A 24,234-nucleotide genomic window follows, 5' to 3' on the forward strand; every position below is an offset into this window, starting at 1 on the left:
CGGCAGCATGGTCGGGTGTTGATCGACCCGGAGCAGGGATACCACGCTGTCGTCTCGCGCGACGCGCGCTTCGACGGGCAGTTCTTCCTCGCCGTGCGCCCCACCGGGATCTACTGCAGGCCGTCGTGCCCGTCGATCACTCCGAAGCGCAGGAACGTGGAGTTCTTCCCGACGGCGGCGGCGGCGCAGCAGTCCGGATACCGCGCGTGCAGACGGTGTCTGCCCGACACAGTCCCAGGTTCACCGGAGTGGGACCTGCGCGGCGACCTGGCCGGACGCGCGATGCGGCTGATCTCGGACGGGGTCGTGGAACGTGAAGGCGTGCCAGGGCTCGCCCGCAGAGTGGGCTATTCGGAACGCCACCTGACCCGGGTGCTCACCGCGGAACTGGGCGCGGGTCCGCTCGCGCTGGCGCGGGCGCACCGCGCGCACACCGCGCGGCTGCTGCTGGAGACCACGACGATGTCGGTGTCCGAGGTGGCGTTCGCCTCCGGGTTCGCCAGCGTCCGGCAATTCAACGACACCGTGCGCGCGGTGTTCGCCACCACTCCATCCGAACTGCGACTGGCCGCGCAGCGGGCCGCCAGACCCCGGCAGGCCGCGGGCGGCGGCCGGGTCACGCTGCGGCTGCCGGTGCGGACTCCGTTCGACGCGGCCGGAATCCTGGCCTTCCTTGGCGCACGGGCGATTCCGGGCGTCGAGGCCACGCGCCCCGGCCGCTACGCGCGGACGCTGCGGCTGCCGCACGGCTCGGCGACCGCGCACCTGCGGCCAGCGGGGAACCATGTGGAGTGCACGCTGCGGCTGGCCGACCTGCGTGACCTCGGCACGGCGGTGTCCCGGCTGCGCAGGCTGTTCGACCTCGACGCCGACCCGGCCGCCGTGGACCGGGTCCTCGCGGCCGACCCCGCGCTCACCGCGTCGGTGGCCGCGACACCCGGAATCCGCGTCCCGGGCAGTGTGGACGGCACCGAGACCGTGGTGCGGGCGCTGCTCGGCCAACAGGTCAGCGTCGCGGCGGCGCGGACCGGCGCGCGCAGGCTGACCGAGGTCATCGGCGAGGAACTGCCGAATCCGGACGGGGAACTGACCACGCTGTTCCCCTCGGCCGCTGCGGTGGCCGAGCGGGCGTCGGAGCTGATCGCGGGCCCGGCCCGCCGGGTGGAGACGATTCGCGCGGTCTGCGCCGCGATCGCCTCCGGCGACTTGGAACTGCATGTCGGCGTGGACGCGGAGACCCTGCGCAGCCGGTTGCAGACCTACCCGGGCATCGGCCCATGGACGGCGGGCTACGTGGTGATGCGCCTGCTGGGCGACCCGGATGTGCTGCTGCCGCAGGACATCGCGCTGCGCAACGGCGCCAAGGCGCTGGCCCTTCCGCCCACAATGGAGGGTCTGGCCGAGCGCGGCAAGGCGTGGCGGCCGTGGCGTTCCTACGCCGGTATGCACCTGTGGCGCGCCGCGGCGCGGGGCAGCACGCCCTGATCACGCGGTCAGGTGCAGGGTCGATCCCGTGCGCGCCTTGGCCACCCGCAGCCGCACCGGAATCCGCTGCCGAAGTTCGTCCACATGCGACACCAGGCCGACGACCCGGCCGCCTTCGCGCAGCGAGTCCAGGATCGCCATGACGTCGTCCAGGGTCCCGGCATCGAGCGTGCCGAATCCCTCGTCCACGAACAGGGTGTCCAGCAGCGCGCCGCCGCCGCTCTCGGCGGCCACCACATCGGCCAGCCCGAGCGCCAAGGCCAGGGACGCGACGAACGACTCGCCGCCGGACAGGGTTTTCGCGGACCGGGTGCGGCCGGAGAAGTCGTCCAGCACGTCGAGCCCGAGGCCGCCGCGGGTGCCGCGCGCGCCCGCCTCGTCGCTGTGCACGAACGAATAGCGGCCCTGGGTCATCTGCCGCAGCCGCTCGGTGCCCGCGGCGGCGATGTCCTCCAACCGGGCGGCGAGGACGTAGGAGCGCAGCGACATCCGGGTCGAGTTCTGCCCCCGGCCGTTCACCACGTCGGTCAGCGCGTCCAGCTCGGCGAACTCGGCTTCCAGCGGCGCCAACTTCTCCCACGCCACCCGCAGCCGTTCGCCGAGTCGCCGGACTTCGCGCAGGCGGTTCGCGGCCGTCTGAGCTCCAGCCACAGCGTGCTCTGCCAACGTGCGCGCCGCCTTCGCGGCCTGGGTCAACGGAACCAGGTCGACGTCGAGGTCTGCCTCGATGCCGAACAGGTCGGGGTCGGCCAGGATCGACCGGCTGGCGGCCTCGCGCTTCTCCGCGTCGGCAAGCTGTTCGCGCAGCTTGTCGACGACGGTGTCGGCGCGGGCCGCGCCCAACGCCTCGGCGAGGCCTGCGAATCCGGCCTCGGACACCACGTCGGCGAGCGCGTCGCGCTGCTCCTTGAGCCGTTCCCGGGCGGTGACCGCCGCGGTCTGCGCCTCGATGAGAGCGTCGACGGCCGTCACCAGCGTCAGCAAATGCCTTCGCCGCGCGCCGACGGACGCGTGCTCGCCACGCGCCTGCTCCAAAGTGGACTCTCGGTCGGCGACGGTCGCGGCGAGCGCGGTTCGCTCCGATTCCAGCGACACCGCCTCACGTTCCAGCGCCCCGTGCTTGTCCCGAAGCGCCTCGGCCTCGCTTTCCAGCGCTGCCAACGCCTTTTCGAGCGTGCCGTGCCTGCCCGCCAGCTCGTTCGCCGACCGGAACGCCGCCAGCGCGGAAGCGTTGGCTTGCACCAAGTCCACGTCGGACCAGGGAGCCAGCCGCCCGGCCAGCGTCTTGAGGGTGTGCTGCGCCTGGGTGACCGCGTTGGCCGTGTTCTCACGGACCGCGGCCAGCCTGCGCTCTTCGGCCTGAGCCGCTTCTTCGTCTTCCGGGGTCGCCCGGACCGAGGTGGGGTGCGCGGGCGCGGGATGCTCGACCGACCCGCACACCGGGCACGACTCCCCCGCCGCCAGGCCCTCGGCCAGTTCCGCCGCCATCCCGTCCAGCCGCCGCTGCCGCAGATCCTGCACCAGGTCCCGGGCCGCCTGGTGGGCGTCCACGGCGTCCTGGTGCGCGGACTTGGCCGCTGCCAGGGCTTTCTCGGCGTCCGGCAGCGTTCCCTGGTCCTTGAGCGCTGCGGCGACCTCGTCCTTGCGCGCCCGCAACCCGGGCAGCGCGGCGCGCGCCTCGGTCGCCTTCGACAGGTCGTCGCGCGCGGCGGCGATCCGTTCCGGGAACCCGGCCGACCGCGCGGCGATGTCTTCGGCCGCCCGCCGCGCGGCCTCGATCCGCTCGCCCAGGTCGACCAGTCGCGCCTCGTCCGCCCGCTGCCGCTCAGCTTCCGCGACCAGCGCGGCGAGCCCACCCGCTTCCTCCCGCAGCCGCGCGGATTCCTTGCGCAGCTCGGAAAGCAGCGCGTCCGGCTCGGCGAAACCCGCCTCTTCCGCGTCCGACGCGCGCTCGCGCACGGCCTGCTCCGCCTGGTCGGCTTTCCACTCGGCCCGCCGCACCTGCTCGGCGGCGGCCACCACCGGAACCGCCCGCAGCGCGGCGGCCAGTTCTTCCCGCGACTGCGCCCGCACCTCGGCCTGCTCAGCCAGTTCGGCGAGGTCGTCGGTGGCCCGCCGGACGCGCCGGACCCGGTCGGCCAGCTCGCGCCCCTCAGTCAGCGCCGTGTCCGCCCGCTCCCGCTTCCCCGCCGCGTCCGCCGCGATCGTCGTCGCTTCCGCGTCGGCGGCCTCGACTCCGGCGATGATCTCGGTGAGCCACACCGGACCCGCCTCTTCCGGCGGCTCGACGCCCGCCGCCTGCGCGAACCGCGCGACCAGCTCCCGGGACTCCGCCTTGGCCTGGTCGACCACATGCCTGCGCTCCAGGCGGCGGTCCCGGAACCACTTCTCGACCCGCTCGAAGTGCTGCGTGCCGAACAGCTTCTCCAGCAGCCGCTCGCGGTCCTCTGTGGACGACCGGAGGAACTGCGCGAAATCCCCCTGCGGCAACAGCACGACCTGGAAGAACTGGTCCTTGGTCATCCCGAGCAGTCCCTCGACCTCGCGGGCGACCTCGTCGATGCGGGTCACCCCCTCGGACGCGTGGCCGCTGGGCGCCGGACCGAGCCACGTCAGCGACGCCTTGGCGGGCTGCTTGGTCGTCCCGTCGCCGCGCCGCTTGGGCCGCTCGTACTCCGGGCTGCGGGTCAGCAGCAGCCGGTGCCCGCGCACGGACAGCTCCAGGCTGACCTCGGTGTGCGCGTCGGGATCGGCGTAGTCGCACCGCAGCCGCTTGGCCTCGGCGCGCGCCCCCGGCACCGCCCCGAACAGCGCGTAGGCCACCGCGTCGAGCACCGTGGTCTTGCCCGCGCCCGTGTCGCCGTGCAGCAGGAACAGGCCCTCGGCGCCAAGCCGGTCGAAGTCGACCACCTCATGGCCCGCGAACGGGCCGAACGCGGTCAGCTCCATGCGGTGCAGCCTCACTCGGGCTCCTTCCCGGCGACCGCGGCCAGCGCCTCCCGCAGCAGGCCGCGCTCGGACTCGGTCGGGTCGCTGTTGCGGGTGTCGGCGACGAAGCAGCAGGCGATCTCCTCGTCCGACCGGCCGCGCACCGCGTCGGAATACCGGCGCACGTCGGGCCTGCCGCCCTCGGGCTGCCAGTCGAGGTGGACCGCGTGCGGGAACCGCTCCTGGAGCCTGCGCATCGCGTCGATCGGGCGCACCCGGTCGGTCAGCACGACGGAGAGGAACTTCTCGGTCTCCGCGTCGTGCACGGGCTCGGTCAGCAGCGCGGCCAGCTCGCCGCGCAGCGTGCCCAGCTCACGGGGCACGGGCAGCTCACGGCGCTCGACGCCCGCGAGGCCGCCGCGGTCCAACTCGACCAGCCACACCGACTTGCGGTGGCGCGCCTCGGAGAACGAGTACGCCAGCGGGCTGCCCGAGTAGCGCAAGTGCTCGGCAAGGGTTTGCGGGCCGTGCAAGTGGCCGAGGGCGGCGTAGTCGACGCCGTCGAACGTCTTGGCGGGCACGTACGGCACGCCGCCGACGGCGATGGTCCGCTCGGACTCGCTTGCCTCGCCGCCGACCACGAACGCGTGCGACAAGACCACCGACCGGGTCCCTTCCGGGCGGGCGGCCAGGTCCGCGCGGACCCGGCGCATCGCCTCGCCCAGCACGCCGGAGTGCCCGCGCAGCTCCGGCAGCCCCAGCGCGTGCCGGGCGGGCTCGGGTTCGAGGTAGGGGATGCCGTAGAACGCGACCGGCCCGTGGTCGTCCGCCAGCAGGACCGGTTTGTGCAGCTCGCCGATCGTGGTGCGCAGGTACAGCCCGCCCGCGGCGGCGAACGCCCCGAACGCGCCCAGCCGCGGCGCCGAGTCGTGGTTGCCGGGGGTGACGACGATCTTCGCCCCCGCCTCGGCGACCCGCAGCAGCACCCGCGTGCACGCCGCGACCGCCTCCGCCGAGGGCACCGCGCGGTCGTAGAGGTCGCCCGAGACGACCAGGACGTCGACCCGATCGTCGGACACGAGGTCGGCCAGGCCGCTGAGCACCGCCTCCTGCTCGGCGAGCAGATCCCGGCCGTGGAACTTGCGGCCCACATGCCAGTCGGAGGTGTGCAGCACCCGCATGGGGGTCAAAATAGGCGGATCTTGCCCCCGATCGGGGGAGGCTCGCCGGTCGAACGCCCGTTCGAGCCTGGTTCTGTCAGGGGATTGCGGTAAAGATCGTCCTGTGAACCGAAGGGAGGGACCACCGTGACCGCTGTGCTCGGCACCGTCGTCGTCGTGCTCGTGCTGCTGCTCGCCGCGGCGGCCGCGCTGTTCTGGCGCCTCTACACCGACAGCGTCCGCCGCGCCGACGCCGCCCGCGCCGAGGTCGCCGCGGAACGCGCCCGGTCCGACGCCCACCAGGTCGCGCTGCGCCGCTACGAGGTCGCGTTCGCCTCGATCAGCGGCCGCGGCGAACTCGGCGAGCAGGTGCTGGTCGAGACCGCCCGCGCGTTGGGGCTGCGCGAGGGCCTGCACTTCACCGTCCAGACCGACATCGCGGGCGGCGGCGCGGCCCGCCCCGACCTGCTGCTGATCGTCGGCGACGACCGCAGAGTCCCGGTGGACGCCAAGATGAGCATGGTCTGCTGGGCAGAAGCCGTGGAGACCGACGACGCCGAGGAACGCCTCGACGCCCTGCGCGTGCACGTGCGCAACATCCGCGCCCGCGCAGCCGAACTCGCGGGCAAGGGCTACCAGCGCTGGGCCGACGCCATCTACGGGACGATCATGTTCGTCCCCTCCGACGCCGCGGTCGTCGCGGCCCTGGACACCGACCCCGACCTGCTGCGCTGGCTGCTGGACCGGCGGGTGTTCATCTGCGGCCCCACCGGCTTCGCTGTGGTCGCCGCCGCCGCCCTGTTCGCGGGCACCGAACGCACCATCGCCGACGACGTCGCCGCCGTCCGCGCCCACTCCGCCACCGCCCACCGGGCCGCCACCAACGCCATCGACGCCGTCAACCTCTCCACCACCCACCTCCAGCGCTTCATCAGCGCCCGCCGCCGCGAACTGGACGCCCTGGAGCACTTCCGCGCCACCGTCTCCCCCCTGAGCGACGCCGCGGCCAGCCCCACCCCCCTCCCCCTCTTACGCCGCGCCGAAGACCCCACCCTCCCCCTCAACGGCCACGACCCGACCCCCTCGGACCTCTGACTCCTGCCCACCACGCCACCCACAACCCCAGCCGCCCGGCCTGCCAGAAAGGAGGCCCCCACACCCGCAGGCCACCTCTGTCACCGGTGTCCCTCAGCGACGCCCCACAGGCACAGCACCCGCCCACCCCGGCGGTCCGGCACCAGTGCTGGCGGGTCCACCGCCACTCCCAGCCGCCCACCGCACTGCCAGGTGCCCAAGCAAGTAGGGCGCGTCCGAGCGCCTGTTGTTCCGTCGTGAATTTCCACGTGGTTCGACCGATGGTCGGCTGGTGCGCAGGTCAGCGTCGTGGACGAAGGGGTGCGCACGCGGCTGGTCGAGGCACGGAGCGGAGGGCGGGGGCACTCCCGCCACCACTCCCAACTACCCACCGCACGATCCGGTACCCGTGCCGGGAGGGTCCGCGCCGCTCCCAGCCGCCCACGGCCCACCTGCCACTCCCAGAGCGGCAGGGCAGGTGGCGAAGGCAGGGCAGGCGGCGAAGGCAACGGGTGTCCGCACCACGGCCGCCCGCGGCTACCGGCGCCCACCTTCCGTCGCCCGCTCGGGTCTCCCGGCTCCGGTGGCTAGCCGCGAATCGTCCGCTGGTGGGCCCGGCAGGCAATCGCACCCAGGTGGCACGGGGAGGTCATCCGCCCAGCGTGGCGGCTGGTTCCCCACCGACTGGCTACCCGTAAGTAGCTACCCCCGGTTCCCCTTACACGCAGGCGGCGCACGCTTGGCGGCTATCATTGCGGTGCTTCCGCGCACCTCGCCGGGGTAGGTGGGGCTGGCCCTGCCGCTGCCCGGGGACGCATCGCGGGGACGTTGTCATCCCCCCGCGCACGCGGGGCTGTTCCGTTGGAGGTTCGGCGTGACCGCGACTCACGATCGCCCGAGTGAGCTCGATGACGATCGTCCTGAGCCCGCGTGGGACGAGCGGCCGATCTTCGGGAAGTCGCGCGGGTTGCCGTGGTGGGGCGCGGTGGCGCTCGCGGTCGGGGTGACGGCCGTCGCCGCGGTGATCGACATGCAGCGGCAGGAGACCCTGGGCAAGGTCTTCCAGTTCGCCTACATCGTGAGTTGTCTCGCGGCGGTCTGCCTGGTGCGCAGGCGCAACCTGTTCGGGCCGATGGTGCAGCCGCCGCTGGTGTTCGCGGGCACCGCGATCAGCGCGATCCTGCTGTTCGGGCCGAGCGGGCAGGGCGGCGGGCTCAAGCAGCTGCTGTTCACGGTCGCCCTGCCGTTGACCACGAACTTCCCCACCATGGGCATCACCACGGGCATCGTCCTCGCCATCGGCGTCGGCCGCCTGTTCACCCAGCGCGACCCCGACGCCGTGGACGGCGCGTCCCCCCTGCGCAAACGCCCGGCCGAGGACCGCAGGCCCGTCGACCGCAAACCCCGCCCCACCCCGGACCGGAACCGCCCCCGCCCCCCGCGCGAGCGCAAGGACCCCGGCCGCCCCCGCGACGACCGCGCCCCCGAGCGCAGGCCCCGCGACCCCGCCCGCAAGCCCCCGCCCCGCAGGCCCCGCCCGGATTAAGGCGGAACCGCGAGCGCTGGCCAGCGCCGGGGATCGGCAACCGGCCCATGGGGCGTGCGGCGCGACCACCATTTGGGCAGGCTCGTTGCCCCACCAGCCACCCGCCGCACTATGCAGCGGCGTGCCCCCTAACCAGCCGCCTAGAGCAGGCTGACAGTCGCACCTGCTCCCACCAGATAGCGCCCAACGCGCCATATCCAGCCCGCTAAGGCCCCGAAAGGCCGCTGGCCGCCGCGTGCCCGGGGGCAGGCGGCGGCCAGCGGCCTCAGCGGAGAGCGCGGGGTCAGCCCGCTGGCTTGAGGTCCTTGCGCAGTTCCGGCGGGAGGGCGAAGTGGATCTTCTCGTTCGCCGTGGTGACCTCGTCCACGCTGGTGTAGCCGCGCTCGGCCAGCCAGGCGAGCAGGTCCATCACCAGGGTGTCCGGAACGGACGCGCCGCTGGTGACGCCGACCGTGGTGACGCCGTCCAGCCAGGACTCGTCCACCTCGTGGGCGAAGTCCACCAGGTACGACGCGTTCGCGCCCGCCTGGACGGCGACCTCGACCAGGCGCTTGGAGTTCGAGGAGTTCTGCGAGCCGACGACCAGGACCAGCTCGCACTCGGCGGCCATCGCCTTCACCGCGACCTGGCGGTTCTGGGTGGCGTAGCAGATGTCGTCGCTCGGCGGGTTCTGCAGGTCGGGGAACCGGGCGCGGAGCTGGTCGACGCGTTCCATCGTCTCATCCACCGACAGGGTGGTCTGCGACAGCCAGATGACCTTGGACGGGTCGCGGACGACGACCTTGTCCACGTCTTCGGCCTTGTCCACCAGCTGCACGTGCTCGGGAGCCTCGCCTGCGGTGCCCTCGACCTCCTCGTGGCCCTCGTGGCCGATGAGGAGGATGTCGTAGTCCTCCTTGGCGTACCGCTTCGCTTCGAAGTGGACCTTGGTCACCAGCGGGCAGGTCGCGTCGATGGTGCGCAGGTTCCGCTCGGCCGCCTGCTCGTGCACGGCCGGGGACACCCCGTGCGCGGAGAAGACCACCATCGCGCCCTCGGGGACCTCGTCCGCCTCGTCGACGAAGATCGCGCCCCGCTCGCGCAAAGTCTCCACGACGTGGCGGTTGTGGACGATTTCCTTGCGCACGTAGACCGGCGCGCCGTAGGTCTCCAGCGCCTTCTCGACGGTGATGACGGCCCGGTCGACACCGGCGCAGTAGCCACGCGGCTTGGCCAGCAACACGCGCTTGGTCGGAGCACTCATGCCACCAGAGTACGGTGACCGGCCGAACACTCTCGACGGCCGGGGTGTGGCCCGCGTCTCGGGTGGACCGCGTCGCGGCCCGGCGCTGGGCAGATCGCCCGGACTCAGGCAGGCTAGGGGACATGAAGTCTCTCCCCCTGCCGCTGCGAGTCGCGGCCGGGCTCGCGGCCACCGCGCTCGAACAGGCCCGCGACCTGCCGTCCCGCCTCGCCGGACTGCCGGTGACCGTGGCCAGCCAGGCCCTGCAGGTGTCGATGCGCGTGCAGCAGACCGTCACCGAACTGGCGATCAAGGGCGACGAGGCGCTCGCCGCGCTGCGCCCCGACGAGGAGAGTCCGGAGTGGGCCACCTTCGACGAGGACATCGACCAGGAGCCGCCCGGCGCGGACCGCCGCCCGGCGTTCGACCGGGTCACCGACGACGACATCGATGAACTGGACGACCTCGCCGACGTGGACGACCTCGCCGACTTCGATGACGAGCCCGCCGAAGCGGACCTGCCCGAAAACGGCGGCGGCGAGACCACCACGCGCCCCGGCGCGGCCACCACGCCGACCACCGCCCCCAGCGACAGCGACAGCGACAGCGACAGCGACAAGGCTGCCGCCGAGACCGACGACGACGCCGCCATCGCCGCGGAACTCGCCGAGGACGCCGCGGCCGACGCGCCGACCGAGGACCCGTGGGAGCAGGAGCGGCAGGCGATCGCCCACACCCCGGCCGCTGTCCCCAACTACGACGACCTCACGCTGCCGCAGCTTCGCGCCCGGCTGCGCGCGTTCTCCCTCGCCGAGTTGGACGAGCTGCTGACCTACGAGCGCGCCGGGGAGAACCGGCCGTCGTTCGTGGGGATGCTGACCCGCCGCATCGCGACGGTCCGCGACCAGACGTGACCGGTCCGACCGCGGAAGACCCCTGGCCCGTCCGCACTGTCGCCCGCAAGATCGCCGACTGGATCAACCGGCTCGGCACGGTCTGGGTCGAGGGCCAGCTCACCCAGATCTCCGCGCGCCCGGGGACCGGCACCGCGTTCCTGACGCTGCGCGATCCGGCCGCCGACGTGTCCATGACGGTGACCTGCTCGACGGGGCTGCTGCGCAGGCATGAGCCGCCGCTGACCGACGGCACGCGGGTGGTGGTGCACGCCAAGCCGACGTTCTTCCTCAACCGCGGCACGCTGAGCCTGCGCGCGGACGAGATCCGCGCGGTGGGCATCGGCGAGCTGCTGGCGCGCATCGAGCGGCTGCGCAAGCTGCTGGCCGCCGAGGGCCTGTTCGACGCGCGGCGCAAGCGGCGCCCGCCGTTCCTGCCCGCGAAGGTCGGGCTGATCACCGGCCGCGCCTCGGCCGCGGAGCGGGACGTGCTGGCCAACGCGACGGCGCGGTGGCCCGCGGTGCGGTTCCGGGTGGAGAACGTCGCCGTGCAGGGCGCACTCGCGGTGCCGCAGATCATCGCCGCGCTGTCCACTTTGGACAAGGACGCCGAGGTGGAGGTGATCGTCATCGCCCGCGGCGGCGGCAGCGTCGAGGACCTGCTCCCGTTCTCCGACGAGGCCCTGTGCCGCGCGGTGGCCGCCTGCCGCACGCCCGTGGTCAGCGCGATCGGCCACGAGCCGGACACCCCGCTGCTCGACCACGTCGCCGACCTGCGCTGCTCGACCCCCACTGACGCGGGCAAACGCGTGGTGCCCGACGTGGCCGAGGAGTCCGCGCGGGTCCGCCAGCTGCGCGACCGGGCCCGCCGCGCGCTGCACGGATGGGTGGATCGCGAGGTGCGGCTGCTGACCCAGCTCAGCAGCCGGCCGGTCCTCGCCGACCCGTTCACCCCGCTGGAGCGCCGGGCCGAGCAGGTCGATTCCCTCGTCGGCCGGGCCCGCCGCGCGCTGGCGGGCAGGCTCGCCCAGGAGCAGGCGGCGCTGACCGCGACGAAAGCCCGCTTGACGACCTTGGGGCCAGCCGCCACCCTTGCCCGTGGGTATGCGGTCGTCCAGCACACCGATGCCGACGGGACTCCCCGGGTTCTCCGCTCGATCGAGGACGCGGCCGCGGGTGCACGTCTGCGCATCAGGCTCGCCGACGGCGCCCTGCACGCGGTCGCGACCGACGACCGGGAACCGGCGGGCGAAGGGAGCTAGCGGTGGCCAGGCCCTTCCGTGAGCCGACATTCCTGCCGCTGACCCTCGCCACGGCGGGCGCGGCGGCCGACGACGTCCACACCACGGCGCGGCGCGCCGACGCCGCGGCGGCCGACTGCTGGACCGCGCTGCTGGCTGGCTGCGACACCCCCGGCAAGCAGCAACTCCCGCACCGGCTCACCGATCTCTCCAACGCGACCACCGCCTACACCCGCGGCGCCTGCGACCACGGCAAGATCCACCGCGCCCAGGCCCGCATCGTCGAAGCGGCGGCCGACCGCGACGGCGCCGACTTCGCCGAGGCGTTCATCAGCTACGACCAGGCCGTCGCCACCGCCCTGGCCCGCGCCAACACCCGACTGGGGACCCCGACATGGTGACCGAACCCGGATATGAGCAGGCCCGCGACGAACTGGCCGCCGTGGTGGCCAAGCTGGAGGCGGGCGGACTGTCCCTTGAGGACTCGCTGGCCCTGTGGGAACGCGGCGAGGCGCTGGCCAGGATCTGCGACAAGCACCTCGCGGGCGCCCGGGAACGGGTCGAGACGGCGCTGGCCGCGGCCGAAGCCGAGAACACCTGACACACCGCCACGGGTCAAGTGCCGTTCCCGCAAGGGAATCCGGTCAGCGGCCGAGGCGGGCTAGGGTGGCGCGGACCTCGGTCACCCGATCGTCCATTCCGGACGCCTGCCAGAAGCGCAGCGCGTGGTTGAGGTGGACGCGGGCCGAGGTCCGGTCCCGGGGGTTGAGCTCGCCGAGGAGCTGCCAGCACTTGGCTTCCTCGAAGTGGTCGCCGCTGTCGCGGAAGATCACCGCGGCGCGGGTGATGGCGTCGATGGTCCGCGGCGCGTCGCCGTGTTCGGCGTGGTGGCGGCCGAGGGCGATCAGGGTGTGGGCCACGCACCGCTCGTCGCGCAGGGACTCGAAGATCCGCAGGGCCGCGCGCAGGGCGTCGAAGGCGGCGCCGGGATTGTCGTTCCCGCGGTGGAGTTCGCTCATCTCGCGGAGCACGACGGCTTGGCGGTGGATGTCGCCCAGGCCTTCCGCGATGGCGATGGCCTGGTCGAGCCACTGTCCTGCCTCGTCCAGATTCCCTTGCGCCAGCGCGATTCTGGCCAGGCCGTTGCGCAACTGGGCTTCGATGTGCCGGTCGCCGGTCTCGACCACGATGTCGAGCGCCCGGCGCGCGTGGTCGCGGGCCCGCGGCAGATCGCCGCGCACGCGGTGCACGGTGGCCAGTCCCGCGATCGCCATGGCCTCGCCGCGGCGGTCGCCTGACTCGGCGTAGAGCAGCCGGGAACGGCTGAAGTCGCGGACGGCGGCGTCCAAGGCGTCCCGGTATATCCGGACCTGGCCGAGCCCGCACAGCAGCGCCGCCTCGCCCAGCGGGTTTCCCGCGCGGCGGACGGCGCGCAGCGCGGCCAGGTGGGCGCGCTGCCAGTCCTCGTGCAGGCAGCGCTGGTCGTGGTAGGCGATCAAGGTCGCGGCCAGCCGCCACGCCTGCTCGTCCATGCCCCGGTCGGCGGCCAGGGCCACCATGGCGGCGAGGGTGACGCGTTCGGCGTCGAACCAGGCCAGCGGGTCGGCGCGGACCCGGCGCGCGACATCGGGGGGCAGCGGCGCGCGCGGCCCGCCCACGGGGGTCGGCCGGAACAAGCTGGGCGGCAGACCCGCCGCGGCCGACTCGGCCAGGTGCAGCCACGTGGTGAGCAGGCGGGTCATGGCGGCGCGGCGGGTCCCGGCGGGCAGGGCAGCCGCGCCCTCCACCGCGTAGGCGCGCAGGAGGTCGTGCAGCCGGTACCGGGGCTGGCCCGCGGCGTCGGCCCCGGTCAGCCGGATCAGGTTGGCGTCGACCAGGGCGTCGAGCGTCTCGTCGGCGTCCGGCTCGTCCAGCAGCGGGCCCAGCACCCACCCCGGCAGCGTCTGCGGCCCCAGCAGCCCCAGCAGGGCGAAGGCCCGCGCGGCCGCCGCGGGCAGCGCGCGCAGGCTCAGCTCGAAGCTGGCCCGCACGCTCAGCTCGCCCACCCGCAGCTCGCCGAGCCTGCGGGACTCGTCGGCCAGCCGTTCGCGCAGCTCCCGCAGCGGCCAGCCTGCCCGGCCCGCCAGCCGCCCGCCGGAGATCCGGATGGCCAGCGGCAGGTACCCGCAGGACCGCACGATCTCCTCGGCCTGCTCCGGCTCGGTCCGCACCCGCGCCGCGCCCACGATGGTGGTCAGCAGCTCCCTGGCCGCCCACGGCTGCAACACGTCCAGCTCGATGTGCCGGGCGCCGGGCAGGTCGGTCACCCTGCGGCGGCTGGTGACCAGCACCCCGCAGGTCCCGGTGGCGGGCAGCAGCGGCCGGATCTGGCCCGCGTGCGCGGCGTCGTCCAGCACGAGCAGCATCCGGCGGCCCGCGAGCAGCGACCGGCACAGCGACGCGCGGGCGTGCGGCCCGTGCGGGACGCCGCCGCCGATGACGCCGAGCGCGCTCAGCATCTCGGCCAGCATGACCTCGGGGCTGCGCGGCTGCTCGGACGTCCCTTCCAGATCGAGGTAGAGCTGGCCGTCGGGGAACCGGGCGCTCACCGCGTGCGCGGCGTGCACGACGAGGCTGGACTTGCCGACACCGGGGGCGCCCGCCACCACGACCACCGGCGGCGGGCCGTCGTCCGTGCCGCTGGAAAGCCCGTCCACCACGGCTTGCAGCGGCTCGGCGCGGTCGATGAAGTCGGGGACGTCCGGCGGGAGCTGCCGCACGGGCAGCGCGTGGCCCGCGAGGTCGCCGTCCTGCCGGGGGCCCGCCAGCGCCGGGTCGGCCCGCAGAATCCGCTCGTGCAGCTCGCGCAGCGGCGGGCTCGGGTCGATGCCCAGCTCCTCGGCCAGCAGGGCGCGCAGGTCGTCGTAGACCGCGAGCGCTTCGGCCTGTCTGCCCTGCCGGTAGAGCGCGAGCATCCGCAGCTCGCGCAGCCGCTCCCGCAGCGGGTGCTCGGCGACCAGGTCGGCCAACTCAGCCGCGGCGGCGGCGTGGTCGCCGCGGCGCAGCGTGATCTCGGCGAGGTCTTCGAGGACGCCCTCCCGCAGCTCGTCCAGGCGGGCGCGCTCCGCCTCCACCATCGGGGTGACCGGCACGTCCTCGAACGCCGCCCCCCGCCACAGCGCCCTGGCCTCGGCCAAGGCGGCCGCTGCCGCGTCGACCCGGCCCGCGCGCAGGCTCGCCCGCCCGTGCTCGGCCAGCGCGGCGAACCGGCCGAAGTCGATGTCCTCGGCCGCCACCACCAGCCGGTACCCAGGAGCCTGCGTCACCAGCGAGCCGCCGAGCAGCTTGCGCAGCCGCGCCGCGTACCCGTGGACCTGGTTGGCCACCGTGCTCGGCGGCGCGTCGCCCCACAGCTCGGCCGCGATCCGGTCGACCGACACCACCCGGTTGGCCTCGGTCAGCAGCACCGCCAGCACGGCCCGCCATTTCGCCGCGCCGATCCGACGCCAGTCGGAACCGTCGTGCACCTCCATGGGTCCCAACAGCCGAAACCGCACGCCCACCCCCTGGTCTCCGCACGACGCGCAGCGCGCTCACCTGGTCACATCCAGCCACAGGTCGGCTACAGGTTCACTACATCACGCTGCGCCACGCTCTGACTACACGACTGGAGAGTCACAGCCGGAAAAGGGGAAGGGGAAACAGATGCGCATCATTCGAAGCGTGCTGACCTTGGTCATGGCCTTGGTGGCGTTCGGGGGGATCACCGCGGTCAGCGCGCTGCCCGCGCAGGCGTCGACGGCGGCGATCTCGTGCTCTGGCTCGGTCACCGACCGCTTCGCGCACCCGAGCGGCCTCGGCGAGTTGGTCATCTACTACAACTCGACCAACGGCGGCACGAACAGCGCGTGCTTCTACCACCGCGGCGCGGCCGCGGGCGTGGCCGCGCCGACCTACGTCATCATCCACCGCTGCGCCGAGACCTCCGGCGAGGGCGGACCGTGCACCATCCGGGCCACCGGCGGCCCGGACTCGGGGAACTTCAGCTCCTACGCGGGCCCGGTCGGCGTGACCGGCACCGCGAACTACTGCGTGGCCGCCTATGGCCACATCGACTGGCGCGGCACCCGGTACGCGCTCAACAGCGGCAGGCAGGGCTGCCCCAACTAGTCCAGGGGGGAGCGGACACCCAGGCGGCCTTCCGCCTGGGTGTTTCCGCGTCACCGGGTGGTCTTGGGCAGCGGACCGGCGGCCTGCGCCGCCGAGGCCAGCACGCGGAACTCATCAGGGGTCGCGCTGCCGGTGATCAGCGTGGTGGTGCCGCCCAGGTCGGCCGCCCACGCCTTTTCCGCGCGCCTGCCGGAAAACTCCGTCCACACCGTGCCGTCGACGTCCATCGTGCCGATCGCGGGCGCGGCCTGTCCGGTCTCCACGGGCAGGAGGTCTTCCAGCGCGGCCGAGGACTGGCTGAGCTGGATGAACCGGTCCGGCGTGAGCCACCCCGCGCGCACCACCACCGACACCGGCCGCACCCGGGACGTGCTGGACGAGTTGGCCCGCCAGGTGTCCGGCACCGTCGGCGCCCGCAGCGGGAAGTCGACCGACGCCGCCGCGCGCCCCAGGTGCTCGGCGACGTCGACCGTCGGCGCGGTCGCCGGGTCGGCATCGGGCGGGCCGGGACTGAAAGAGCAGCCGCGGCTGAACACCACCAGCGGGGCGAGGATCAGCAGCAGCGCCAGCAGCGACAGGACCATGTCCCGCAGCGTGTGATTCGCGCGGCCCGCGCGCGGTTCGGGAGTCTGCGCCACCGGCCCATCGTCGCAGGCCACGGCCACCGCGGTGACCGGGGCTCCCCGCCGCCGTGACGAGCGGCACTGCGATGTTACCGCCGGGTCTGAAATGATGAGGATTGGTCTGTTTTCCCAGACCGCCCGCCGAACCGGGAGGCAGTATGAATTCCTCGACCCCGTCCACCAGCCACAACGGGCCTCGCCGCCGGGAAGCACCCGACCGCAACCTCGCGATGGAACTGGTACGGGTGACCGAGGCAGCCGCCATGGCCGCGGGCCGCTGGGTGGGGCGCGGCGACAAGAACGGCGGCGACCAGGCCGCTGTCGACGCCATGCGCAAACTGGTCGGCACCGTGTCCATGCGCGGCCTGGTCGTCATCGGCGAGGGCGAGAAGGACGAGGCGCCCATGCTCTACAACGGCGAAGAGGTCGGCAACGGCGACGGCCCCGAGTGCGACGTCGCCGTCGACCCCATCGACGGGACGACCCTGATGTCCAAGGGGATGCCCAACGCCATCGCCGTCCTCGCCGTCGCCGAGCGGGGCGCGATGTTCGACCCGTCCGCGGTCTTCTACATGGAGAAGCTCGCCGTGGGCCCCGAGGCGGCCGACGTCGTCGACATCACCGCCCCCGTCGCCGAGAACATCCGCCGCGTGGCGAAGGCCAAGAGCACCGACATCTCCGACGTGACGGTCTGCATCCTCGACCGCCCCCGGCACGAGAACCTGGTGAAGGAGGTCCGCGAGGCGGGCGCCCGCATCCACTTCATCTCCGACGGCGACGTCGCGGGCGCCATCTCCGCCGCCCGCCCCAACACCGGCGTCGACCTGCTGCTGGGCATCGGCGGAACCCCCGAGGGCATCATCGCCGCCACCGCCCTCAAGTGCATGGGCGGCGCCATCCAGGGCAAACTGTGGCCCAAGGACGACGAGGAACGCGCCAAGGCCATCGACGCGGGCCACGACCTAGACCGCGTGCTGCTCACCGACGACCTGGTAGGCGGCGACAACGTCTTCTTCTGCGCCACCGGCGTCACCGACGGCGACCTCCTCCGCGGCGTCCACTACCGCTCCGGCGGCTGCACCACCCAGTCGATCGTCATGCGCTCCAAGTCCGGCACCGTCCGCATGATCGACGGCTTCCACCGCCTGACCAAACTCCGCGAATACTCCTCCGTCGACTTCGACCGCCTGGCGGAAATGAACGACGAGGACTCCCTCCCCCCGCTGCCGTAACCCGCACACCAATCCAGTCGAGTGACAGAGGCCCGCCCGGGTTCGGGCGGGCCTCTGCCAGGTCACGGATCGGTAGCGGCGGACAACCTCGGTGATCCCGCGATCGTCTTCCTCGGCGAGTGGGTAGTGGGACGCGCAGGCCGCTGGGGGCCTGCCCGCAGGCGAGGAGCCGCACATGCAGGTCAACAGGCTGGTCTTGGGAGCGGTGGCCGTCGCCGCCCTGCTGTCCGCGTGCGGCACAAGCGAAGGCGCCCCACTGGCGCAAACCACGACCAGCACCACCCCCACGACCACCACCACGGTCGCGCCGACGACAACCACCACCGTCGCCCCGCCCCCGACCACCACCACCACCACCACGGCAAAGCCGACCACCACCACGCCGAAGCCCAAGCCGACCACCACCAAGCCCAAGCCGACCACGACCACGCCGAAACCCGCGCCGCGGCCCGCCGAAGGCGCCCCCTGCGCCGCCACCGCCGACGCGTGCATCGACCTCTCAGCGAACCAGTCGTGGCTTCTTCAGGACGGCAAGGTCGTCTACGGCCCCGTGCCGATCACCCACGGCCGCCCCGGCTACCTGACCCCGCCCGGGACGTTCAAGGTCGGCTGGAAGAACATCGACCACAAGAGCAGCGTGTTCAACAACGCCCCGATGCCCCACTCGGTGTTCTTCAACGGCGGTATCGCCTTCCACCAGGGCAGCCTGACCGAGAAGTCGCACGGCTGCATCCACCTTTCCCCCGCCGCGGCGAAGGCCTTCTACAACGCCCTCAAGGTCGGCGACACCGTGCAGGTCGTGCGCTAGTCACTCGGCGTTGCTGGAGTGCCCGGGGAACAGGTGCGCCTCGGGGTCGATGGCCACGGCGATGTTGTTCACCGCCGTGGCCGCCTCGCCGAATCCGGTGGCGATGAGCTTGACTTTGCCGGGGTACGCGGCGACGTCGCCCGCGGCGTAGACGCGGTCGCGGGCCGTGCGCATGGTCGAGTCGACGGAGATGGAGCGATGGTCGACCTCCAGCCCCCAGGACTCGATCGGGCCGAGGTCGGCGGTGAAGCCGAGGGCGGCAACGACCGTCTGCGCGGGCAGCACCTCATTCTTCTCGGCTCCCTTGACCGCCACCTCGACTTCCCGCAGGCCCGCGTCGTCGCCGCGCAGGTCGACGACCTCGGCGTCGGTGATGATCCGCACGCCCAGGCCCTCGACTTGGCGGACGGTCGCGGGCATGGCGCGGAACTTGGCCCGGCGGTGCACCAGGGTGACGCTGGTGGCGATGGGGTGCAGCGCCAGCGCCCAGTCGAACGCCGAGTCGCCGCCGCCGACGATCACGACGTCCTGGCCGCGGTGGACCTCCAGGGCTGGCACGAAGTGCACCATGCCGCGGTCGAGCCAGCCGTCGCCAGCCGGGAGCGGGCGCGGGGTGAACTCGCCGATGCCCGCGGTGATGAGCACCGCGTCCGCGACGACGACCGCCCCGCCGTCCAGTTCCACGGTGAACTTGCCGTCCACTTCGGACAGAGCGAGGGCGCGGCGGCCCAGCAGGTAGGTCGGCTTCCACTGCGCCGCCTGCTCGACCAGGGCGTTGACCAGATCGCGCCCGCGCACGGCCGGGAAGCCCGCCACATCGAAGATCATCTTCTCCGGGTACATCGCGGTGATCTGGCCACCGGGCTCGGGCAGCGAGTCCACGACGGCCGTCGACAGGTCGCGGAACCCCGCGTAGTACGCGGCGAACAGGCCCGTGGGACCCGCGCCGACGATGAGGAGGTCGACTTCGGTGGGAGCGGTCATCGGTCCCTCGCAATCACGCGTGGTGGGCGTCCTCACACCACCCTATGGGAAGACGACCATGCCCGAACCGGAGAACGGGACGAAACTGGACGCATGGGCGACTTCCGCATCGAGCACGACACCATGGGCGAGGTCCGCGTCCCCGCAGAGGCACTGTGGCGGGCGCAGACGCAGCGCGCCGTGGAGAACTTCCCCATCTCCGGGCGGGGCTTGGAGCGCGCGCAGATCCGCGCGCTCGGCCTGCTGAAAGCCGCCGCGGCGCGGGCGAACGCGCGGCTGGGGGTGCTCGCCCCCGACTTGGCCAACGCGATCGCCGCCGCAGCGCAGGAGGTCGCCGACGGCGCGCACGACACGCACTTCCCCATCGACGTGTTCCAGACCGGGTCCGGCACGTCGTCGAACATGAACGCCAACGAGGTCATCGCGACCCTGGCCACCCGCGCCATCGGCCGCGACGTGCACCCCAACGACCACGTCAACGCGTCCCAGTCGTCCAACGACACCTTCCCGACGACGCTGCGGCTGGCCGCGACCGAGGCCGTGGTGACCGACGTGATCCCGGCGCTGGAACAACTCGCCGCGGCCATCGAGGGCCGCGCGGCGCAGTGGGCGGACGTGGTGAAGTCCGGCCGCACGCACCTGATGGACGCGGTGCCGATCACCCTCGGCCAGGAGGCGGGCGCGTGGGCGACGCAGGTCCGCCACGGCGTCGAACGGCTGCGCTCCACCCTGCCCCGGCTCGGGGAGCTGCCGATCGGCGGCACCGCGGTCGGCAGCGGCCTCAACGCCCCCGACGGCTTCGGCGCCGAGGTGGCGCGGGAGTTGGCCGCGGTCACCGGCCTCCCGGTCACCGAGGCCCGCGACCACTTCGAGGCGCAGGCCACCCAGGACTCGGTCGTGGAGGCGTCCGGGCAGCTCAGGACGGTCGCGGTGGCCCTGTTCAAGATCGCCAACGACCTGCGCTGGCTGGGATCCGGCCCGCGCACCGGCCTGGCCGAGCTGGCCCTGCCCGATCTTCAGCCCGGCTCGTCGATCATGCCCGGCAAGGTCAACCCGGTGATCCCGGAGGCGACGATGATGGTCGTCGCCCAAGTCATCGGCAATGACGCCGCGGTGGCGTTCGCGGGCAGCCAGGGCAACTTCCAGCTCAACGTGATGCTGCCGGTCATCGCCCGCAACATCCTGGAGTCGGCCCGCCTGCTCGCCGCCGTCGCCCGCCTGCTCGCCGAGAAGGTCATCGCGGGCGTCGAGCCGAACGTCGACCGCCTCCGCGAGCACGCCGAGTCGTCGCCGTCGATCGTGACCCCGCTCAACGCGCACCTGGGGTATGAGGAAGCGGCGTCGATCGCGAAGCAGTCGCTGAAGGAGCGCAAAACCATCCGCGAGGTCGTCCTGGAACGCGGCCACGTCGCGGCGGGCAAGCTCACCGAACAGCAACTGGACGAGGCCCTCGACGTGCTGCGCATGGCCCGCGGCGGCCGGTAGTCCGCTTTCCCGGATCGCGACCGACCGGTCTCCCGTACTCGGTACTCTCACGCGCGGGTAACACTGTCCGCGAGGTCATGGGGGAATAGCTCGGTGCTCGACAAACCGATCACGCTGTCGGCCACATCGCTGGCCCGGGTCATCAGGGCGGAGAACATCGGGGAGCCGCACATCGCCCTGGCCCCCACCGCCTCCTGGCAGCCCAGGGACGCCGAGCACACCGCCGACACCCGCGCCCGCACCGAAATCCAGCGCCTGGGCGGCCTCGACCGCCGCGGCAGGCTCGACGCCGACCTGGCCGCCACCCTCACCCTGCTCTGCAAACCCGCCGTCGAGTTCTACGGCTGGCTCACCACCGGCGACACCACCACCAGCGTCCTGGCCGCCGCCACCGGCCGCGACGCCGTCCTCGCCACCCGCACCGGCGATACCGTGCACCTGCGTCAAGCCACCCCCGACGACCTGCCCACCCTCCTGGTCGCGCAAACCCCCGACGTGCCCCCCGGACGCGGCAACACCGTCACCCTCACCTCGGACGACCTGCCGTCCCCCACCCACCGAGGCTCCCCGCAAGTCCGCCTGGCCCAACGCATCGCCGAACTCCCCACCACCGGCAGCGGCCTCCTCTACACCGCCATCCGCGACCGCCTCGGCCGCAGGCAAGCCGCCACCCACCCCCTGCGCTACATCGACACGGTCCACGGCCGCTGGCTCAGCCACGCCCGCCCCGGCACCGGCCTCACCATCGCCCCAGCCGACCACCGCGCCCTGGTCACCCGCCTCACCGACATGCACCGCACCCTGACCGACCGCTGACATCCACAGAGGGGGAACCCATGCCAGAAGGAACCGAGCAGGCACCCGCCGACCTCGAAACGCAGGTCGCGACCGAGGTGGCCCTGCGCAAACTGCTCAAGATCCCGGGACAACTGTTCCCCGGGATGCCCACGCCCGGCATAGCCCCCACCACCGGCGCGGGCGACGGCCACTACGCCATCTCCAGCATCGCCGAACTCGACAGCCTGATCAAACAGTGGGAGGCCCTTCGCGACAGAATCCGGACAAACCGGGTCAAGCTAGAGGCAGTGCGCGGCCTGATCAAGCCGCTGGCTGGAGACGACGCGAGCAAGCAGGAGGCCGAGGCCAGCCAGGCGAGCATGGATGCCGCGATCAACCACAATCGCAGCATGGGCGACTACGTGCAGGGGTACATCGATACGCTGGCCGCAGCCCGGCACGAGTACGAGAACACCGAAGGCCACAACGCCACCACCCTGAACACCGCCGACGGAGCCTGACACCACCATGCGCCACCCCGCCCTCACCCTCACCGGCCTCGCCCTGATCGCCGCCGCACTCACCGCCTGCACCGAAAACGGCACCCCGACGCCCACCACCAACGGTGGCACCACCAACACAGGCACCAGCAGCAGCGCGCCCGCGCCGGACAACACCTACGGCGCGCCCCGGGTCACCGACCCCATCGACGCCGCCGCCTTCATCGACAAACCCTGCACACTGCTCACCACCACCCAAACCACCACCCTCGGACTCGCCCCCCAAGGCAAACAAGACCAAGCTCAAGGTGCGCAATTTTGCACCTGGCTCACTCCCGATGAGCGAGAGGACTACACCGTCGGATTCCTCGCCGCCAACAAAAACGGCCTGTCCGACACCTACCGCGCCGACCAAACCAACCCCAACCACTCGGCCTACTTCGAACCCACCACCGTCAGCGGCTACCCCGCGGTCTTCGAAGACGGCAACGACGACCGTGACCGCGGGTACTGCAATATCGTCGTCGGCGTCCGCGACGAACTCACCTTCCGCGTCGGAGCAGGAGGCGGCCCCAAAGGCAAAGCCTGCGACGACAAAATCAAACAAATCGCCGAACAAGCGATCGCCACCATGAAAAACGGGGGCTGACATGGCAGCACACACCGTTGTGGCCGTCTGGCTAATCTAGAAGGTCCTGAGAGAGGGGGAGTGACGTGGCGGGGCTCACCGGGCAACAGATTTTTGACAACTTCCACAATGCGCAGGGTGTCCAGGAGCGACACGAGGCCGCTGATGGCCTCAAGAAGTTGCTCAAAGAGTACGAGCAGTGCGCGGACGATGTGTTGGCGCTGACTACCTCTATGGACTCGATGTGGCAGGGGGATGCTTCGGGGGCGGCGCAGCGGGGGGCTGCGCCGTTGATTGTGGAGCATCGGTTGGCCTCGCCGGAGTTCGGGAAGGCTCAGGATCTCACTGGGCGGCAGTTGGATTCCTTTGAGCAGGCCAAGAACTCCGTGCAGCCGATTCCGGAACAGCCGAAAGAGCCGGGGTTCTGGGATGATGTGACGAGCCTAGGTGGGGCCAGCGAGGATTACGAAGGAAAGCTGCGGGAGTACAACGCCGCGAATGAGCACAATGTCGCGGTGATGCGGGCCTATGAGGACGCGTCTGGGTATAACGCGAGCGGTATGCCTACCGAATTCGGGGAGATGGCGCCGCCGCCGGGTGAGGTGGCTGTCGAGCAGCCGCCGCCGCCGAGTGAGCGGGTTGATCCGCCTGGGCGGCGGGAGACGCCGACGACGACCGGTGGTGGGGACTCGGCTTGGCGGACGACTGGGAGCCTGCTGGAGGACGACTCGGTGACGCCGTCGCAGGTGACGGCGGCGAGTGGGTGGACGGCTCCGGGGGCGGTGCCTGCGGCCGGGGTGGAGCCGGGGCCGGTGCGGACGCCGGTCGGGCCGCCGCCCGGTGGATCTGGGTACCCGGTGCAGCCGCCGGGGATGGTGCCGCCGGGGATGGTGCCGCCGGGGATGCGGCCGCCGGGGAACTCGCTGCGGGGACTCGGTGGTGGTCCCGGCGGGGGCGGCGGCGGCGCTGGTGGGCGTGGCGGCGGGTTCGGTCCGGGTGGGGCCGGGGCGCGCGGTGCGTATGGCGGCGGCGGGGGCGGCGGGTTCGGCCCGAACAACCCGGGTGGCAGCGTGAGCGGCACCGGGCCGGGGGCGGGGGCCCGTTCTGGCGCGCTGGCGGGCGCCGGTATGGGCGCGGACGACGGCCATGGGGCGCAGAACCGAGGCGCGGCGGCGGGCGGCGGCCGGGGCGGGGCCGGTGGGCCGATGGGCGGCGGCGGGGGCGGCGGCCAAGGCGGGGAGGACAGTGAGCGCACGGCGCCGTCTTACCTGCTGGAGGCCGATCCGGACGCGCTCTTCGGCACCGACGAGATCACCGCTCCCCCAGTCATCGGCGAGTAGTGAGACCGTGTAGGCGGCCCACATCGGGGCCGCCTTCACGCTGGTTCCGTGGGACGCGCCGCGCTCAAAGTCACTGATCGCGGCCGTCCAGCCGGGCAGCGCCGCGCGCAGGGTCGTGGTCAGCCACGTCGCGGGCACCCGGCCTGCCACCGCGCGCGG

General features: G+C 72.7%; 21 protein-coding genes. 15 read left to right on the plus strand and 6 right to left on the minus strand.

Features of this window, described 5'->3' with window-relative positions:
* The first annotated feature begins 15 nt into the window (after positions 1-15).
* Entirely contained in the window at positions 16-1,485 is a 1,470-nt protein-coding gene (locus BLS56_RS14810; RefSeq protein ID WP_091450646.1) for a DNA-3-methyladenine glycosylase 2, read from the plus strand.
* Here the strand turns inward: BLS56_RS14810 and BLS56_RS14815 are convergent, their stop codons facing one another.
* Both BLS56_RS14815 and BLS56_RS14820 read right to left on the minus strand, forming a co-directional pair.
* On the minus strand, positions 1,486-4,449 hold the full coding sequence (locus BLS56_RS14815; protein WP_091450648.1) for an AAA family ATPase: 2,964 nt from the start codon (positions 4,447-4,449) through the stop codon (positions 1,486-1,488).
* On the minus strand, positions 4,446-5,594 hold the full coding sequence (locus BLS56_RS14820; protein ID WP_091450649.1) for an exonuclease SbcCD subunit D: 1,149 nt from the start codon (positions 5,592-5,594) through the stop codon (positions 4,446-4,448). Before BLS56_RS14820 ends, BLS56_RS14815 begins: the two co-directional genes overlap by 4 nt.
* Positions 5,595-5,720: 126 nt before the next feature.
* Between BLS56_RS14820 and BLS56_RS14825 the strand changes: the two genes are divergently transcribed.
* Together BLS56_RS14825 and BLS56_RS30645 are read left to right on the plus strand one after the other, a co-directional pair.
* Positions 5,721-6,668 carry a DNA recombination protein RmuC gene (locus BLS56_RS14825; protein ID WP_091450650.1) on the plus strand — a complete coding sequence of 316 codons (948 nt, stop codon included), beginning with the start codon at positions 5,721-5,723 and terminating at the stop codon, positions 6,666-6,668.
* Positions 6,669-7,521: 853 nt separating this feature from the next.
* Complete coding sequence (locus tag BLS56_RS30645; protein WP_139190695.1) at positions 7,522-8,193, plus strand: DUF6542 domain-containing protein; 672 nt, start codon at positions 7,522-7,524, stop codon at positions 8,191-8,193.
* 283 nt (positions 8,194-8,476) lie between these two features.
* On the opposite strand, the gene BLS56_RS14840 is transcribed toward BLS56_RS30645, so the two are convergent.
* On the minus strand, positions 8,477-9,436 hold the full coding sequence (locus BLS56_RS14840; RefSeq protein ID WP_091450655.1) for a 4-hydroxy-3-methylbut-2-enyl diphosphate reductase: 960 nt from the start codon (positions 9,434-9,436) through the stop codon (positions 8,477-8,479).
* Between the two features lie 122 nt (positions 9,437-9,558).
* Here BLS56_RS14840 and BLS56_RS14845 point away from each other — a divergent pair, with 122 nt between their 5' ends.
* From BLS56_RS14845 to BLS56_RS14860, 4 genes are read left to right on the plus strand one after another with little or no spacing between them, the layout of a single operon-like run.
* The gene (locus tag BLS56_RS14845; protein WP_091450657.1) at positions 9,559-10,329 is read left to right on the plus strand and encodes a lipid droplet-associated protein; all 771 of its coding nucleotides are present in this window, start codon (positions 9,559-9,561) and stop codon (positions 10,327-10,329) included.
* Entirely contained in the window at positions 10,326-11,570 is a 1,245-nt protein-coding gene (xseA, locus tag BLS56_RS14850; protein ID WP_091450659.1) for an exodeoxyribonuclease VII large subunit, read from the plus strand. The genes BLS56_RS14845 and xseA overlap by 4 nt, the downstream gene beginning before the upstream one ends.
* A 2-nt stretch (positions 11,571-11,572) precedes the next feature.
* Positions 11,573-11,950, plus strand: a complete 378-nt coding sequence (locus BLS56_RS14855; protein ID WP_091450661.1) for a sugar ABC transporter substrate-binding protein — start codon at positions 11,573-11,575, stop codon at positions 11,948-11,950.
* The gene (locus BLS56_RS14860) at positions 11,944-12,150 is read left to right on the plus strand and encodes an exodeoxyribonuclease VII small subunit (RefSeq protein WP_091450663.1); all 207 of its coding nucleotides are present in this window, start codon (positions 11,944-11,946) and stop codon (positions 12,148-12,150) included. Before BLS56_RS14855 ends, BLS56_RS14860 begins: the two co-directional genes overlap by 7 nt.
* A 43-nt stretch (positions 12,151-12,193) precedes the next feature.
* On the opposite strand, the gene BLS56_RS14865 is transcribed toward BLS56_RS14860, so the two are convergent.
* Positions 12,194-15,085 (minus strand): AfsR/SARP family transcriptional regulator, encoded by a 2,892-nt coding sequence (locus tag BLS56_RS14865; RefSeq protein ID WP_139190697.1) that lies wholly within the window; start codon positions 15,083-15,085, stop codon positions 12,194-12,196.
* A 148-nt stretch (positions 15,086-15,233) separates the two neighbouring features.
* Between BLS56_RS14865 and BLS56_RS14870 the strand changes: the two genes are divergently transcribed.
* Complete coding sequence (locus tag BLS56_RS14870; protein WP_091450666.1) at positions 15,234-15,698, plus strand: hypothetical protein; 465 nt, start codon at positions 15,234-15,236, stop codon at positions 15,696-15,698.
* A 50-nt stretch (positions 15,699-15,748) separates the two neighbouring features.
* On the opposite strand, the gene BLS56_RS14875 is transcribed toward BLS56_RS14870, so the two are convergent.
* Positions 15,749-16,336, minus strand: coding sequence for a DUF4245 domain-containing protein (locus BLS56_RS14875; RefSeq protein WP_139190699.1), 588 nt, complete (start codon positions 16,334-16,336; stop codon positions 15,749-15,751).
* Positions 16,337-16,479: 143 nt separating this feature from the next.
* Between BLS56_RS14875 and glpX the strand changes: the two genes are divergently transcribed.
* Positions 16,480-17,553: a class II fructose-bisphosphatase gene (glpX, locus tag BLS56_RS14880; RefSeq protein WP_091450670.1), complete on the plus strand. Its 1,074-nt coding sequence runs from the start codon at positions 16,480-16,482 to the stop codon at positions 17,551-17,553.
* A gap of 175 nt (positions 17,554-17,728) precedes the next feature.
* Entirely contained in the window at positions 17,729-18,361 is a 633-nt protein-coding gene (locus BLS56_RS14885; RefSeq protein WP_091450671.1) for a L,D-transpeptidase, read from the plus strand.
* Here the strand turns inward: BLS56_RS14885 and BLS56_RS14890 are convergent, their stop codons facing one another.
* Positions 18,362-19,345 (minus strand): NAD(P)/FAD-dependent oxidoreductase, encoded by a 984-nt coding sequence (locus tag BLS56_RS14890; RefSeq protein WP_091450673.1) that lies wholly within the window; start codon positions 19,343-19,345, stop codon positions 18,362-18,364.
* A gap of 93 nt (positions 19,346-19,438) precedes the next feature.
* Here BLS56_RS14890 and BLS56_RS14895 point away from each other — a divergent pair, with 93 nt between their 5' ends.
* From BLS56_RS14895 to BLS56_RS30650, 5 genes are all read left to right on the plus strand, one after another.
* Complete coding sequence (locus BLS56_RS14895; RefSeq protein ID WP_091450676.1) at positions 19,439-20,830, plus strand: class II fumarate hydratase; 1,392 nt, start codon at positions 19,439-19,441, stop codon at positions 20,828-20,830.
* Positions 20,831-20,923: 93 nt separating this feature from the next.
* A complete protein-coding gene (locus tag BLS56_RS14900) occupies positions 20,924-21,646 on the plus strand; it encodes an ESX secretion-associated protein EspG (RefSeq protein WP_175482833.1) in 723 nt (240 codons plus the stop codon).
* Positions 21,647-21,666: 20 nt separating this feature from the next.
* The gene (locus tag BLS56_RS14905; protein ID WP_091450679.1) at positions 21,667-22,128 is read left to right on the plus strand and encodes a hypothetical protein; all 462 of its coding nucleotides are present in this window, start codon (positions 21,667-21,669) and stop codon (positions 22,126-22,128) included.
* 7 nt (positions 22,129-22,135) lie between these two features.
* The gene (locus tag BLS56_RS14910; protein ID WP_091450681.1) at positions 22,136-22,756 is read left to right on the plus strand and encodes a DUF3558 family protein; all 621 of its coding nucleotides are present in this window, start codon (positions 22,136-22,138) and stop codon (positions 22,754-22,756) included.
* 539 nt (positions 22,757-23,295) lie between these two features.
* Positions 23,296-24,075, plus strand: a complete 780-nt coding sequence (locus BLS56_RS30650; RefSeq protein ID WP_139190701.1) for a hypothetical protein — start codon at positions 23,296-23,298, stop codon at positions 24,073-24,075.
* Positions 24,076-24,234: the final 159 nt, after the last annotated feature.

The sequence above is a fragment of the Actinokineospora iranica genome (assembly GCF_900101685.1).
Taxonomy (GTDB): domain Bacteria; phylum Actinomycetota; class Actinomycetes; order Mycobacteriales; family Pseudonocardiaceae; genus Actinokineospora; species Actinokineospora iranica.

Coding starts and splice junctions, on each gene's coding strand:
- glpX (WP_091450670.1), top strand. CDS start 16,480: ATGAATTCCTCGACCCCGTCCACCAGCCACAACGGGCCTCGCCGCCGG.
- BLS56_RS14905 (WP_091450679.1), top strand. CDS start 21,667: ATGCCAGAAGGAACCGAGCAGGCACCCGCCGACCTCGAAACGCAGGTC.
- BLS56_RS14820 (WP_091450649.1), bottom strand. CDS start 5,594: ATGCGGGTGCTGCACACCTCCGACTGGCATGTGGGCCGCAAGTTCCAC.
- BLS56_RS14890 (WP_091450673.1), bottom strand. CDS start 19,345: ATGACCGCTCCCACCGAAGTCGACCTCCTCATCGTCGGCGCGGGTCCC.
- BLS56_RS14860 (WP_091450663.1), top strand. CDS start 11,944: ATGGTGACCGAACCCGGATATGAGCAGGCCCGCGACGAACTGGCCGCC.
- BLS56_RS14885 (WP_091450671.1), top strand. CDS start 17,729: ATGCAGGTCAACAGGCTGGTCTTGGGAGCGGTGGCCGTCGCCGCCCTG.
- BLS56_RS14895 (WP_091450676.1), top strand. CDS start 19,439: ATGGGCGACTTCCGCATCGAGCACGACACCATGGGCGAGGTCCGCGTC.
- BLS56_RS14845 (WP_091450657.1), top strand. CDS start 9,559: ATGAAGTCTCTCCCCCTGCCGCTGCGAGTCGCGGCCGGGCTCGCGGCC.
- BLS56_RS14870 (WP_091450666.1), top strand. CDS start 15,234: ATGCGCATCATTCGAAGCGTGCTGACCTTGGTCATGGCCTTGGTGGCG.
- BLS56_RS14840 (WP_091450655.1), bottom strand. CDS start 9,436: ATGAGTGCTCCGACCAAGCGCGTGTTGCTGGCCAAGCCGCGTGGCTAC.
- BLS56_RS30650 (WP_139190701.1), top strand. CDS start 23,296: ATGCCTACCGAATTCGGGGAGATGGCGCCGCCGCCGGGTGAGGTGGCT.
- BLS56_RS14910 (WP_091450681.1), top strand. CDS start 22,136: ATGCGCCACCCCGCCCTCACCCTCACCGGCCTCGCCCTGATCGCCGCC.